Below are 13107 nucleotides of genomic sequence, written 5' to 3'. Positions count from 1 at the left end.
CCCCGGCTTCAGCGCAACTAGGATTGATGACCATGACCGACTCCGCAGTGACCCCGCAAGCCAGCGACCAGTACGTTCAGTCGCTGGCCCGGGGGCTCGCTGTCATCCGGGCGTTCGACGCCAACAACCCGGTCATGACTCTGAGCGAAGTCGCGGCGCGTACCGACTTGACCCGCGCCACGGCCAGGCGGTTCCTCTACACCCTGGTGGAGCTCGGCTACGTCCGCACCAACGGCAAGACGTTCGCGCTGACAGCCAAGGTTTTGCAACTGGGGTACTCCTACCTGTCGGCGTTGTCCTTGCCTCAGTTGGCGCAGCCGCATCTGGAGCAACTCAGTGTGAAACTAGGGGAGTCCACGTCGGCCGCCGTCCTTGATGGCCACGACATCTTCTACGTTGCCCGCGTGGCCACCAAGCGCATCATGAATGTCGGAATTACGGTGGGCACCCGCTTTCCGGCCTATGCGACGTCGATGGGCCGAGTCCTTCTGGCCGGGCTTCCGCAGGCCAAATTTGAGGCATACCTTTCGACGGCGGAGCTCAAGCCGCTCACGGCGCGAACCATCACCGATGCGGCTGACTTGAGGGCCGCCGTCGAGCGCGTCCGCCAGCAAGGCTGGTGCCTGCTTGACCAAGAACTCGAAATCGGGCTGATGTCCGTCGCGGCCCCGGTGTGGAACCACAACAACGGCGACAACGTGGCGGCCATCAACGTGTCCCTGCAAGCCCAGGCGGTTGCGTCCCAGCCGGACCCGGAGGCGTACTTGGATTCCGTCCGGGAAGCCGTGGTTGCCACTGCCAAGGTGATCTCCCAGGATGTGTCAGCGAAGCACTGACGCGCTACTTCCGGATCGCCGCCAGCCGGGTTTCCAGGATCCGCCGCACCAGGGAATCGGGGAGGGGATTGTCCTCCGAGAAGCGCAGGGTCCCGGGAGACCAGGAGTATCCGCCGAGTTCCTCGGACATTTCCGGCAGGATCTGGCCGCTGAACGGGTAAAGCGCAAGGTGTTTCTTGGTTTCCAGGACGCTGACTAAGCCCTTGCCGTCCACGAGCAAAGCAGGCATGCCGTAGCTCGTGCCTTCTTCCGCGTCGGGCGCCAATTCACGGGCAATTTCCACGATCCGCTGCAGCAGGGAGCGGTGAGGGTCGGTGACGGTCTGCAGATATTCGGTGACGGTTCCCATAGGGCCATGCTCCCTCTTCAGGCGTGAATTCAACAGACAGCACTCAGTTAGGTAACAACCCTGCAAACGGTCTTCATGGTTGCCATGGGTCTCTTGTAGGATTCCTCACAAGCCTGGTTGCGCTGACGCACGACTGGGCTGCTTTGTTCCGTGCGCCGCTGGGAGGTGCTCGTGGACGAAGCTGAGCCGATTGTGTACTGGGCGCAGTCGGCACAAATTAACATTGAAGGAAAAGTCGATGTCTAGAAGTGGGCTCTCTCTTCCCCCCGGCGGTGCCTTGGAAGGGCCGCCGAATGATCGCGCCGGTAAGCCTGTCCCTGCTGCGGACGACACCCGCGTCCGGCAGCAGGCGTTGGAAATCATTGAGTCCATCCTCGCCGAAACGGATCCCCGGAGTCAGCAGAGCCGGAGGAACCTCGAGGAGCGGTTCACGCAACATCCCGATGATCCCAAGGGCGTCCTCCTGGAGCACTTGATCGTGACGCGAACCCAGCCGGAGACCGCCGAGGCTCCCGCTGCCCATCAAGACTCCATGAGCCTGAACCGTGAATCCGCCGAGGCTCCACAGACGGTCACCATTCCGGTGGATACGGAGGTGCGCAAGCGCATCCAATCGGTGCTGCGGGACAAGTTGCTGCTAACAGCCTTCCAACCCATCCACGCCTTGCCGTCCGGTGAAGTGATCGGCGTCGAAGCCCTGATCCGGTTTGTTGAGCAGGATGGCGCCGCGGCCGATGTGTGGTTCCGTGAAGCTTCGGCGGCAGGTCTTGGTACAGACCTGGAGATCGCGGCGCTGTCCTGCTCCTTGGCGGCCGCAGAGGACTTCCCGGACACCATGTTCGTAGCTTTCAACCTCACCCCGGAAACGGCAGCGGACCCGCGGGTGCGGAAGCTCCTGGAAGGGGCCGGCTTGGCGCCGGACAGGATCGTTATTGAGCTGACGGGCAGCCTGGAGTTGGCCGACGGCTGGGACGATGACCATGGATTGGGTCCGTTGCGCCGCCGTGGACTGCGCCTCGCAGTCAGCGCATCCGGTGCGGGTTTTGTTTCCATGGACAAGATCGAGGAACTTCGTCCGGACATCCTCAAGCTGGACCGCCACCTGATCGAAGGCATTGACAACTCTGAAGGGCAACGCATCCGCGCCCGCGCGGTTGTTGCGCTTGCCCGGGAACTGGGGTCCTCCGTGGTGGCCCAAGGCATCGAAACGGCCGGGGAGCTGCAGGAAGCAACCGCCCTCAACGTTGCCGCGGCTCAGGGTTACCTGCTCGGCCGCCCGTCGGTGCATCCCCTCGACTGGTCGTCCTGGTCCCTGCACTCCCAAGCGGAAGCCCAGTCGGTCGGCTAGCAGCCTGCTGAAAAGCCCGACGGCGGTGCTGCCGCCGTCGGGCTTTTCATGTCAGGCGGTGGTCACGGCCCAGCCCCGGCCACCGCGTGCCGTCACTCAGTCGTTGGCTGGCGCCACGGCGATAACTCCGAAGACGTCTCCTTGCGGTGCTTCAACGATGACCATCCGGCCAAAGGGTGTATCGGACACGGGGACCAACAGTGTTGCACCGAGTTCTTGTGCCCGCGCAGCCGTCGATGCGACGTCATCGCTGGCGAACCAGGTGAGCCAGTACGCGGGGTCGCTCTGCGGGATTTGGGTGTCGTGGTGAATACCGGCCACTTCCCGGCGGTCGGAGTCCCGGAGGCAGGTGGCGTAAACCATGTCCGCTCCTGTGACCTCGTGGTAATTGAAACCGAAGACGCCCGCGTAGAAGGCCCGGGCCTCCGCGTAGTCGGAGGTGTGGAGTTCGTTCCAGCACAATGAGCCGTGTTCATTCACGCGTTCAGCGCCGATGTGGTTTCCGGCCTGCCACACGCCGAAGACGGCTCCGGTGGTGTCCGCGGCGATGGCCATCCTGCCGGAATCCATGACGTCGAACGGCGCCATCAGCACCTGGCCGCCGGACTCACGGATCCGCTCAGCGGTGGCATTGACGTCGTCGGAGGCCATGAAAGTGGTCCATGCGGAAGGCATGGCCGGATCATCCTTGGGGCCGAGGCCCGCAATGGCATGGCCATTGAGTTGAGCCAGGAGATACCCTGCCTCATCGTCGGCGGAAAGGTAGTCCCACCCGAACAGGCCGGTGTAGAAGGTTTTGGCAGCCTCCACATCGTCGACTGACAGGTCTACCCACATGGGCGTCCCGGCGGGCCATTTGGAAATCTTGGTGGACATGTGACTCCTCGGTTAGCGCTGCAAACAGGTCAGCTGCCTCCCCGGGAACACCATGCGCGGGCGTTCCCGGGGAAGCAGCCATCCTTCTTGTATGGGCTCAACCGGATTCGTGACTCGGTTTAGTGTTCCTTTTCCAAGTCCTCAGAACGGCCATCACAATTCTTGGTCCCGGCCTTCGCAAGTGCCGGCGGGAGCGTAAGCCGGCCGTCCGCCGTCGTGCGTTTCATGAGGCGGCGAGAGCAGCTATATAATAAGTAAACTTACTAAGCGGAGGCATCAGAACGAGGAGGTTTGGGTTGGCGGGACATCTGGAATTGGTTGACGCTCCCGATGGGGGTTACCGCGTGCTGATGGTGGACGGTGAGGACACCCTCATGGGACTGTCCAAGCGCTACTCCTCAAAGAGGGAAGCTGTGAGGGCTGTGGAAGCGCTTCGGGAAGTAGCCGGCACGGGCCTGCTGCGGCAGGGTTCGGCGGATCGTTACGCGCTCCTGGAGTCGGAAGAATTCATGATGGACCGGACGCTCGCCGGCCCCGCTCCTGCGCAGGTGGAGGTGGGCTGACGTGGCCGAATCCAAGAAGCGGGGTGTCCTGTTTGACGTTGACGGGACGCTGATCGACTCAAGCTATTTCCATGCATTCGCGTGGTGGCAGGCGTTCAGGCGCGAGGGCCTCGACGTACAGATTTCCGACATTCACCGCTGCGTGGGCATGGGCGGCGACAAGCTGGTCCGGCATCTGGTCCCCGACTGCACGGATGAATTGGAAGAGGAGCTGAAGTCGGCGCACGGTGCCGTGTTCTCGACGTTCTGGCCGTCCCTTCGCGCTTTCGAGGCAGCCCGTGACCTCTTGGCGGCGTGTTCCGACGCCGGTCTGGCCGTAGGTCTGGCTTCCTCGGCGCAGCAACGTGACTTGGACGTGAGCCGCAAGGTGCTGGACGCGGGAACGTCGATCGATGCTTGGACGAGTTCCAATGACGCCGAGGCAAGCAAGCCGGAGCCGGACATTCTGCTGGCCTGCCTGGACAAGCTTGGGCTCAGGCCTGAAGATGTCGTGTTCGTTGGCGACGCCGTATGGGACGTGAAGGCCGCAGGGAGCATTGGCATCCCTGCCATCGCGTTGACCTGTGGCGGCATCAGCGAAGGTGAACTGCGGGACGCAGGTGCCGCGGAAGTCTATGACAATCCGCGGCACCTCCTGGAGAATCTCGAAAGCAGTGCGATCGGGAAACTGGCGCGTTAGCGCTGCTCGTCCTGTACTTCCTTGTTCCGGCCGCGTCCGCGCATGGCCCACACAATCACCAGAATGATGATGATCAGGGCTGCCGCTCCGAGGATCCACGGAATGACGTTGGTGCGGTTCTCTTCCTGCGGATCCGATTCACCGGTGCCGGGGTTGGCCGGGCCGCTGCCGGCAGGATTCGGGGTTTCAGAGGCGCCCTGTGACGGTCCGGGGTTGGTTGGCGTCTGGGTCGAGGGGCCGGAGGGGTTGGTCGGCTCGGGTGAGGGGCTGGTGCTGGTTGCCGAAACGTTGCTGCTGACGTGGCCGGAAACCGGCCCGGCGGCATTGGCGGCGCCGGCAGACAGCAGGGAACCGAACAGCAGGGTGAGCGCGAAAGTGGTCGAGGTTAATCTACGAAGCATCGTTTCTCCTGGGTAGGGGCGTGTCCGAGGACCTTCACACTAATAAGCATACTGACGAAATGGTGAAAAGTGGGCCGCACACACCCGAACTTGTGCGGCCCACTTTTCCTTCCCTAGCGGTTCAGCTTGTCGGCATCGGGCTGTTCATCACCGATGTGGCCGGGTGCGTTGGCGGCCAGGACGCGTTGAACAAACGCGCTGTACTCCTCCATATAGTGGCGCAAAAGCGCGGCGGTACCTTCGTCCTTAACTGTGCCGTCGTCGTCGTACGCGTCTGCCACAAACCGGATGTACGCCTCAGGTGCGTTCAACTGCGGCGCGTCCAGGAAGCTGAGGACGCTTCGCATGGACGACTGCATCACCGCGGTGCCGATGCCGCCCGGGGAAGCGCCAATGATGCCCGTCGGCTTTCGGGCGAACGAGTTGGTCCCCCACGGCCGTGACCCCCAGTCAATGGCGTTCTTCAAAGCGCCGGGGATGGAACGGTTGTATTCGGGGGAGATGAAGAGGATGCCGTCCGAAGCCGCGATGGCGTCCTTGAGTGCGCGGCCTGCAGGCGGAAAGTCGTTGTCGTAGTCAGAGCTGTACAGCGGGAGGTCTTTGATGGCGATCTCGTGGAACTCGAGTTCAGGCGGTGAGACGCTGATGAGGGCCTTGGAGAGCGTGCGGTTGATGGAGGTACTTGAGAGGCTTCCGACGAAATAGCCGATCTTGAATGAATCCATGGCGGCGTTCCTTTCCGACGGCACGGCCGGAACCGGCTCGTCGACGTGCGGAGGCTGGTTGCCCCAGCTCTCATTCGACCCTAGTTGAGTTGCGCACATAGCGCAGCCCCCTACTCCCGCCAGACGCCTTGCGGTCATAGACTCGTGGCAATCATGGTCGGGACGGCTCCGGAGAGGGGTGGCGGTGAGAGCAGGCATTGCACGCGAAACGCTCGACGGCGAGCGGCGGGTGGCGGCAACACCGGAAACAGTCAAGCAATTGGTCGGCCTGGGCCTGGAGGTGTCCATAGAGTCCGGAGCGGGGCAGGCCTCCGGCCACAGCGATGCCGACTACCAGGCCGCGGGTGCCACGGTGGTCCCGTCCCTGGACCTCGGAGCACTTGAGGTCTACTGCCACGTGCGTCCCATGGACCCGACGACGGCGGGAGCCCTCCGTCGTGGCGCCGTCACCGTGGGGCTGGGGTCGCCGTCGTCGGAGTTGCCTACCGTACGCGCGCTCGCCGCCGGCGGCATCACCTCCTTCGCCCTGGAACTGGTTCCACGCATCTCCCGGGCCCAGTCCATGGATGCACTGACATCCCAGGCGCTGGTTGCCGGATACCGCTGCGTGCTCGAAGCTGCGATGCGTTTGCCGCGCTTCTTCCCCCTCTACATGACTGCTGCAGGGACCATCCCGCCTGCCCGCGTGCTGGTGTTGGGCGCGGGTGTTGCCGGGTTGCAGGCCATTGGCACGGCAAAGCGGTTAGGAGCACGCGTCTCTGCCAACGACATCCGGCCCGCCTCCGCGGATGAGGTGGCTTCCATGGGTGGAACGTTCATCAAACTGGACCTCGAAACCGCGGAGGCGTCCGGCGGCTACGCGCGTGAGCTCAGCGCCGATCGGGGTGCTTTGCAGAGAGCTTTGCTGGCCCCGCACGTGGCGCAGGCCGATGTCCTCATCACCACTGCTGCGGTGCCCGGGAGGCGCGCGCCCATGCTGGTCACCCGCGAGATGGTCCAAGGAATGCGGCCGGGGTCCGTGGTTGTGGACTTGGCCGCGGAGTCCGGAGGCAATGTGGAGGGCGTGATTCCCGGCCAAGACCTGCACATTCCCACAGCAGACGGGCAGGGCGAGGTCACACTGGTGGGTATGAAGGACGCCGCCTCAGCCATGCCGGCCGATGCTTCGAGGCTCTACGCCAAGAATGTGGCGAACCTGCTGGCCCTCATGACCCAGGACGGGGCGGTTGCCCCGGACTTCGACGACGAAGTGGTGGCCGGAACCTGCCTGACCCACGACGGTGCCATCCGGCACGGTCCAACGGCGGAAGCCCTCGCTGCATTGGGAACAGAAGGAGCGCGTTGATGGACGGTATGAGCCTGCTGACGATCACCGTGCTGGCGGTGTTTGTCGGATTCGAAGTGGTTTCCAAGGTTTCCAGCACCTTGCATACGCCGTTGATGTCCGGGGCCAACGCCATTCACGGGATCATCCTGGTGGGAGCCATCATCGTGGCCGGGCAAGCTTCGGACCCCTGGGTGCTGGCGGTTGCCCTCTTGGCGGTTGTGCTTGCCACGGCCAACCTCGTGGGCGGCTTCGTGGTGACCGACCGCATGCTGGAGATGTTCCGCGGAAGGCAGCGGCCGCCGTCGGGCACTGACGCTGCCGGTAGCGCAGGTCGTTCCGGTAGCGGCGGAGCAGGGGAGCGGCGGCCATGACGCTCCTCGACCCCACCTGGACTGCCCTCCTGTACCTTGCTGCGGCTGCCTGTTTCATCCTCGCGCTGAAGGGACTGAGCTCGCCGAAGACGGCCCGCCGCGGCAACCTCATCGGCGCGTTCGGCGCCCTGCTGGCAGTAGTGACGGTGTTTCTATCGGTGAAGTTGGACAACATTCCGTGGATCCTGGGCGCGATCGTGGTGGGATCCGGCATCGCAGCGCCGGTTGCCCGGCGCGTCCAGATGACCCAGATGCCGCAACTCGTGGCACTCTTCAACGGCGTGGGCGGCGGCGCTGCGGCCCTGGTGGCATTGCTGGAGCTTCCGCACACGGATGATCCGTGGGTGCGCTTGGCGATTGTGTTCACGTTGTTGGTGGGGGCGGTGTCGTTTGCCGGTTCCGCCGTGACGTTCGCGAAGCTGCAGGGACTCATGACCACGCGGCCGGTCACCTTTCCTGGCCTGCCGGTGCTGATGGCTCTTGTGTTGTTGGCTGCCGTAGCCGTGGGCGTGGTGGTGATTCTTGGCGGTTCAATGGCTTTGGCCGTGGTGCTCCTGGTGCTGGGGCTGGTTGCGGGCGTGCTGCTGGTCCTTCCGGTGGGCGGCGCCGATGTTCCGATTGTCATTTCGCTCTTGAACGCCTTCACGGGCCTGGCGGTTGCGGCCTCCGGCCTGGTCCTGGGCAACGTGTTGCTTTTGGTGGCGGGAACCCTGGTGGGGGCCTCCGGCACCATCCTGACCCGCGCCATGGCCGCGGCCATGGGACGCAGCGTCGCCGGCATCATGTTCGGCGCCTTCAAGGGAGGTTCGACGGCGGGGTCCACGGCCGTGAGCGAACGGCCGGTGCGTTCTTCCAGCGCAGAAGACGTGGCGGTGCTCCTCGGCTACGCACAACGGGTGATCATCGTGCCCGGCTACGGATTGGCCGTAGCGCAGGGCCAGCACACGGCGGCAGAGCTTGCCTCGGCCCTGGAATCCCGCGGGACGGAGGTTGACTTCGCGATCCATCCCGTGGCCGGTCGCATGCCCGGGCACATGAACGTGCTGCTCGCGGAGGCGAACGTGCCTTACGAGTCCCTGAAGGAAATGGGAGACATCAACTCGGAATTCAAAACCGCGGACGTGGCCTTGGTGGTCGGAGCCAATGACGTGGTGAATCCTGCAGCCAAGACCACCGCCGGTTCGCCGATCTACGGGATGCCCATCCTGGAAGTGGCCGATGCCCGGCAAGTCGTGTTCCTGAAGCGATCCATGCGGCCCGGCTTCGCGGGCATCGAGAATGACCTTCTCTACGAGCCACAAACCACGCTGCTGTTCGGGGACGCCAAGGATTCCCTGACCAAAGTGCTGGGCGCCGTGAAGGCACTGTAAACAACCCGCGTATTGATAAGGAGCCCGGACGATGGCAGTGAAGCTCAACAAGAAGGCCTTGGACCACGCCAAGAAGTTGATCAAGGAAGGCAAAGTGGCCAAGGACGAGCGGGACGACTGGAGCGAGCACGCGCCCTCAACCAAGGAAGAAAACTCGTTCCTCGAAAAGCACGACTTCGCTGAGTACGGCAAGTGGTACCTCGGCGTGGACGACGACCATCCGGACGACCAGAAGGGGCACTACAAATTCCCCGTCGGCGACTTCAAGAAGATCCATCGCTGCGGCGTCATCTCAGCCGAAAGCCGTGCCGGCCAGAACGACTACGACGACATCCGGGACGCCCTGGGAAAGCTCTTGGACCTGATCGACAAGGACTGACCCGGACGTCCCGGCTAGCTCCTGGACCTGATCGACAAGGACTGAGCCCGGACGCCCTCGGCAAGCTCCTGGACCTGATCGACAAGGACTGAGCCCGGACGCCCCGGCTAGCTTCAGGGCATGCCAGAGGGTAACCGCCCGCCAGCTACTTCCCGCACTTGGGGTCCAGGAGCGGCGCCCCGGCCAGCTTCAAAGCGTGCCAGAGGGTAACCGCCACGGAATCGAGAACCGGTACTCCGGTGCGAGCCTCGGACTGTAGCTTTTAGGGCCCTTCACCGGGCATTAATTCGGGCGGGGTATACGGGAATCCGAGAATGGCGGAAACACTTGGAAGCTCGGAGAGCCGAAGGGCGGTGACGGAGCGGCCGGTGAACGACCGGCTTACGGGCGCGCTATTGGTCCACCCCTTAGGCGCCCTAGCTGTAATTCCCACTGAGGTTGTGAACGCGGCTGATGGGGGTTTTGCCTCCGATGCCGGTATGGGTTCGGTGATGATTGTAATGGTGGAGCCATGCCGGGTAGGTGGCGGCGCGCTCGGTTTCTGAGGTGTAGGGCCGGGCGTAGGCCCATTCGGTGGCGAGGGTGCGGTTGAAGCGTTCCACCTTGCCGTTGGTTTGGGGTCGGTAGGGGCGGGTGCGCCGGTGTTTGAGGTGCGGTCCCAGGGCTGCTGCGAAGGTCCGGGAGCGGTAGCAGGACCCGTTGTCCGTGAGCACCGCTTTGACGGTGATGCCGTGGGCGGCGAAGAATGCGGCGGCTCGCAGCCAGAAGGCGGCGGCCGTTTCCTTCTTTTCGTCGTTGAGGATTTCGGAGTACGCGAGCCGGGTGTGGTCATCGACGGCATGATGCAGGTAGGCATAACCGGTCCCGGCACGGCGGTTCCGCTGCCCCTTGGCGCGTCCGAGGGCGCGGTGTCCGCCGCCGTCGGGGATGCGCCCAAGCTTCTTGATGTCCACGTGGATCAGGTCTCCGGGGTTCTCGTGCTCGTAGCGCTGCGGTGCAGGTGTGCGAACGGGCAGACCGGTGCCCTGATCCAGGCAGGCCAGCCGGGGCATCCGGTACCGGGTCAGGACCTTGCCGACGGTGGAGCGGGCCAAGCCCAGGTGGGCCGCTATCCGGTGCGGTCCCCACCGCCGATTGAACCTCAACCCCACAATGCGGCGTTCGGTGCGTACGGGGGTGCGTTTCGGGCTCCGCCGCGGGCGGGAGGACGCGTCAGCCATGCCGTCCTCACCACGGACCCTGTAGCGGTCCACCCACTTCTTGGCCGTCGCTGGTGAGCATTGAAAACGTTCCGCGGCCCGGCGCAACGTCCAGCCCTCCTCAACGACCAAACGGGCCAGCTTCGCCCTGGCCTTAGGTGTCAGATCGGCGTTGGCATGGGTAACGTAGGACAACGAGAGCCTCCTGGCGTCGAGATGAGTGTGGTAACCCAAATCGATACCGGAGGCTTTCGCCTTTTACATCACGCCACGCTGTTCACAACCTCCATGGGAACTACACCTAGCCCTCAAAATGTCAGGGGCTGGCGATACCTTCCTAATACCGCGCAAAGGGCCGGTTGAATCTATAGGGGGCAACAATGAGCGCACCGGATCGACGAGTTCGCGTTATTTTCAGCTGCAAGAGAGGTCACCAACACGAACTTTGCGTGAGCATTGAGCGCCAAGTACCACCTGAGCTTCGTTGCACCCCCGATGCTGGTCAAGGGTACGGCGCCGGAGACGGCGCTGGGTGCAAGGTGCCGGCCAATCTGAACGAGGTAGTGGAGCGTGAGTTGCGTGACGCTTTCCAAGAAAGCAAACGCCGTGGCCACGTTCTAGTTCGCGAATAGTAGAAGCAACCATGGGGGTGGCGAGTTTGATAATCCGGCCACGGGTAACTGCCTAGCAGATGCTTGTGCTCGACTGCCCGGTTCCGGATCCTTGAGCGGACGGCGATCGCATCCGAGAAGGTCTGTCCGCAGCTTCAAGACGCCGGGTTCTGCTCTCCTGCATGTGCGATGGCGACGTCCGTGGAGTACGGCTTCGAGCAATCTAGGATGATTCGGAGAACCGTAGAGGGGGGGAAGATGACGCTGGGCCTGGTGTTCATAATCGTTGGCCTGGTCTGGGTCGTCTTTCGGAAATGGATTGCCAGCCGCCAACTATTTATCACTGACCAGATGCTCAACCGTCCGGACGAGCCAGAAGCTGGTCGAGTGAGTGGGTTCGAACAACTTGGTGTGTTCTTCTCTATCTTGTTGATCATAAGTGGTGTGGTCATTGTTGGGCTTACGCTCATCTTCCGGCCACCGTGGTCAGGTTAATGATGAGTTCACCGTTTCTAGCGCTGGTTGGAGCCTTCCTCGTTGTGAGCGGAGTGATGCTCTACCTTCTGAGGCAACGGCTCGCACGGGTCGGCAAGGATGGTTGGTCCTGGCTGCCGGAGACAACTAAATTCAAGTCCCACGAGTACCAGCTTCGGGCTTCGAAAGTTGCGGCGTACCTGGTCGCGATGACTGGGTTTGGCTTTTTAGCGATCTCCTTCATGCCTTGACGGGGGTGTCAAGTTTTCTGTGTAAGGGACCGGTCGGTTGTCCGGTCTGCCGGGTGGTCAGATCGGAAGTCGGTTGGGGAATTGAACGGCGAAAGCGTTCAGTGCCTGGTGCCAGCCTTGGGTGCCGGTTCCGAGTTCACCGCCGCGGGTCGTTTCGATGTTTCTGATCCCGAGGTAGACCAGCTTGATCGCGGCCTCGTCGGAAGGAAATGAGCCCCGCGTTTTGGTGATCTTCCGCAGCTGGTAGTTGATCGATTCGATCTGGTTCGTGGTGTAGATGACTTTGCGGATCTCCGGGGTGAAGGCCAGGAACGGGGTGAAGTCTTCCCAGGCGTTCCGCCAGGCCAGCACCGCCCCGGGAGCCGTGGCCTGCCAGGTTTCCGCGAAGGCCTCCATTGCCAGTTCGGCCGCCTGCACGGTCGGTGCGGTGTAGATCGGGCGCATGTCCCGGGCCATGGCTTTGCGGGCGCCGTAGGAGGCGTATTTCATGGCCGAGCGCAGCAGGTGCACGACGCAGGTCTGCACGACGGTCTGGGGGTAGATGCTGTTCACCGCTGCCGGCAGCCCGGTGAGCCCGTCACAGCACAGGATCAGGATGTCGGCGGCTCCGCGGTTGCGGATTTCGGTGAGCACGTTGGCCCAGAACTTCGCCCCTTCGCTGGTGCCCAGCCACAGGCCCAGGACCTGCTTGCGGCCCTCCACGTCAACGCCCACGGCCACGTGGCAGGCCTTGTTCACCACCACGCCGCCGTCCCGGATTTTCAGCCAGATCGCGTCGATGTAGACGATCGGATACACGGACTCCAGCGGCCGGTTCTGCCACTGGGCGACCTCATCGGCAATCACGTCCGTCACCCTCGAAATCGTCGCGGCGGAGACCTTGGTCCCGTAGATTTCATCGAGGTGGGAACCGATATCCCGGGTGCTCATCCCGCGGGCGTAGAGTGACAGGATCATGTCCTCGACCTTGCCCAACCGGCGGGCCCGCTTGGGCACGATGACCGGTTCGAAGGAGCTGTTCCGGTCCCGTGGCACTGTGACCTGCACAGGCCCCTGGAGGGTCTGAACGCTCTTGGTTGTCTTGCCGTTGCGGGAGTTGCCCGTGCCCTGCCCTGCGGGGTCCCCGGACTCGTAGCCGAGGTGGTCGCTCATCTCCGTTTCCAGGGCCCGTTCCAGGACCGCGCGGGTCATCCGGGCAAGGAGTTCCTCAACACCGTTGCGGCCCTCTCCGAGGTCCTCCGCAGCCGTGACGAGCGCGTCGATCTGATCGGCGCTCAAAACGCCTTCAAGGGGGTTAGTGGTCATACTGATTTCGGCCAAGAGGGCCCGTCCTTTCAGGGGTGAAACC

General features: G+C 63.3%; 15 protein-coding genes. 9 read left to right on the top strand and 6 right to left on the bottom strand.

What is annotated here, in order from left to right; all coding sequences use genetic code 11:
• Positions 1 to 32: 32 nt before the first annotated feature.
• On the top strand, positions 33 to 836 hold the full coding sequence (locus AUR_RS09225) for an IclR family transcriptional regulator domain-containing protein (protein WP_031217312.1): 804 nt from the start codon (positions 33 to 35) through the stop codon (positions 834 to 836).
• A gap of 4 nt (positions 837 to 840) precedes the next feature.
• Here AUR_RS09225 and AUR_RS09220 read toward each other — a convergent pair whose 3' ends face one another.
• Positions 841 to 1185, bottom strand: coding sequence for an iron chaperone (locus AUR_RS09220; RefSeq protein WP_021474653.1), 345 nt, complete (start codon positions 1183 to 1185; stop codon positions 841 to 843).
• A gap of 238 nt (positions 1186 to 1423) precedes the next feature.
• Between AUR_RS09220 and AUR_RS09215 the strand changes: the two genes are divergently transcribed.
• Positions 1424 to 2533, top strand: coding sequence for an EAL domain-containing protein (locus AUR_RS09215; RefSeq protein ID WP_062098574.1), 1110 nt, complete (start codon positions 1424 to 1426; stop codon positions 2531 to 2533).
• Positions 2534 to 2629: 96 nt separating this feature from the next.
• Here AUR_RS09215 and AUR_RS09210 read toward each other — a convergent pair whose 3' ends face one another.
• Positions 2630 to 3409: a VOC family protein gene (locus AUR_RS09210; protein WP_021474655.1), complete on the bottom strand. Its 780-nt coding sequence runs from the start codon at positions 3407 to 3409 to the stop codon at positions 2630 to 2632.
• 296 nt (positions 3410 to 3705) lie between these two features.
• Between AUR_RS09210 and AUR_RS09205 the strand changes: the two genes are divergently transcribed.
• On the top strand, positions 3706 to 3972 hold the full coding sequence (locus AUR_RS09205; RefSeq protein WP_021474656.1) for a hypothetical protein: 267 nt from the start codon (positions 3706 to 3708) through the stop codon (positions 3970 to 3972).
• Position 3973: 1 nt separating this feature from the next.
• A complete protein-coding gene (locus AUR_RS09200) occupies positions 3974 to 4651 on the top strand; it encodes an HAD family hydrolase (RefSeq protein ID WP_062098572.1) in 678 nt (225 codons plus the stop codon).
• Here the strand turns inward: AUR_RS09200 and AUR_RS09195 are convergent.
• Together AUR_RS09195 and AUR_RS09190 are read right to left on the bottom strand one after the other, a co-directional pair.
• Positions 4648 to 5052, bottom strand: coding sequence for a superantigen-like protein SSL4 (locus tag AUR_RS09195; protein ID WP_021474658.1), 405 nt, complete (start codon positions 5050 to 5052; stop codon positions 4648 to 4650). The two genes, AUR_RS09200 and AUR_RS09195, sit on opposite strands and share 4 nt — an antisense overlap.
• Positions 5053 to 5165: 113 nt before the next feature.
• Entirely contained in the window at positions 5166 to 5777 is a 612-nt protein-coding gene (locus AUR_RS09190) for an NADPH-dependent FMN reductase (RefSeq protein WP_021474659.1), read from the bottom strand.
• A gap of 184 nt (positions 5778 to 5961) precedes the next feature.
• On the opposite strand from AUR_RS09190, the gene AUR_RS09185 reads away from it, so the two are divergent.
• From AUR_RS09185 to AUR_RS09170, 4 genes are read left to right on the top strand one after another with little or no spacing between them, the layout of a single operon-like run.
• A complete protein-coding gene (locus tag AUR_RS09185; RefSeq protein WP_062099400.1) occupies positions 5962 to 7122 on the top strand; it encodes a Re/Si-specific NAD(P)(+) transhydrogenase subunit alpha in 1161 nt (386 codons plus the stop codon).
• A complete protein-coding gene (locus AUR_RS09180) occupies positions 7122 to 7475 on the top strand; it encodes an NAD(P) transhydrogenase subunit alpha part 2 (protein WP_062098570.1) in 354 nt (117 codons plus the stop codon). Before AUR_RS09185 ends, AUR_RS09180 begins: the two co-directional genes overlap by 1 nt.
• Positions 7472 to 8845, top strand: a complete 1374-nt coding sequence (locus tag AUR_RS09175) for an NAD(P)(+) transhydrogenase (Re/Si-specific) subunit beta (RefSeq protein ID WP_062098568.1) — start codon at positions 7472 to 7474, stop codon at positions 8843 to 8845. The genes AUR_RS09180 and AUR_RS09175 overlap by 4 nt, the downstream gene beginning before the upstream one ends.
• 31 nt (positions 8846 to 8876) lie before the next feature.
• Positions 8877 to 9224, top strand: a complete 348-nt coding sequence (locus AUR_RS09170; RefSeq protein ID WP_062098566.1) for a hypothetical protein — start codon at positions 8877 to 8879, stop codon at positions 9222 to 9224.
• A gap of 416 nt (positions 9225 to 9640) precedes the next feature.
• On the opposite strand, the gene AUR_RS09160 is transcribed toward AUR_RS09170, so the two are convergent.
• On the bottom strand, positions 9641 to 10618 hold the full coding sequence (locus AUR_RS09160) for an IS481 family transposase (RefSeq protein ID WP_062098565.1): 978 nt from the start codon (positions 10616 to 10618) through the stop codon (positions 9641 to 9643).
• Between the two features lie 674 nt (positions 10619 to 11292).
• On the opposite strand from AUR_RS09160, the gene AUR_RS09155 reads away from it, so the two are divergent.
• Positions 11293 to 11529: a hypothetical protein gene (locus AUR_RS09155; RefSeq protein WP_021474664.1), complete on the top strand. Its 237-nt coding sequence runs from the start codon at positions 11293 to 11295 to the stop codon at positions 11527 to 11529.
• A 287-nt stretch (positions 11530 to 11816) separates the two neighbouring features.
• On the opposite strand, the gene AUR_RS09150 is transcribed toward AUR_RS09155, so the two are convergent.
• Positions 11817 to 13064 (bottom strand): IS256 family transposase, encoded by a 1248-nt coding sequence (locus tag AUR_RS09150; protein ID WP_021474838.1) that lies wholly within the window; start codon positions 13062 to 13064, stop codon positions 11817 to 11819.
• Positions 13065 to 13107: the final 43 nt, after the last annotated feature.

Origin of the sequence: Paenarthrobacter ureafaciens, from assembly GCF_004028095.1 — a bacterium.
Classification (GTDB): Bacteria; Actinomycetota; Actinomycetes; order Actinomycetales; family Micrococcaceae; genus Arthrobacter; species Arthrobacter ureafaciens.
This window is presented reverse-complemented; position numbering and strand designations above follow the sequence as displayed.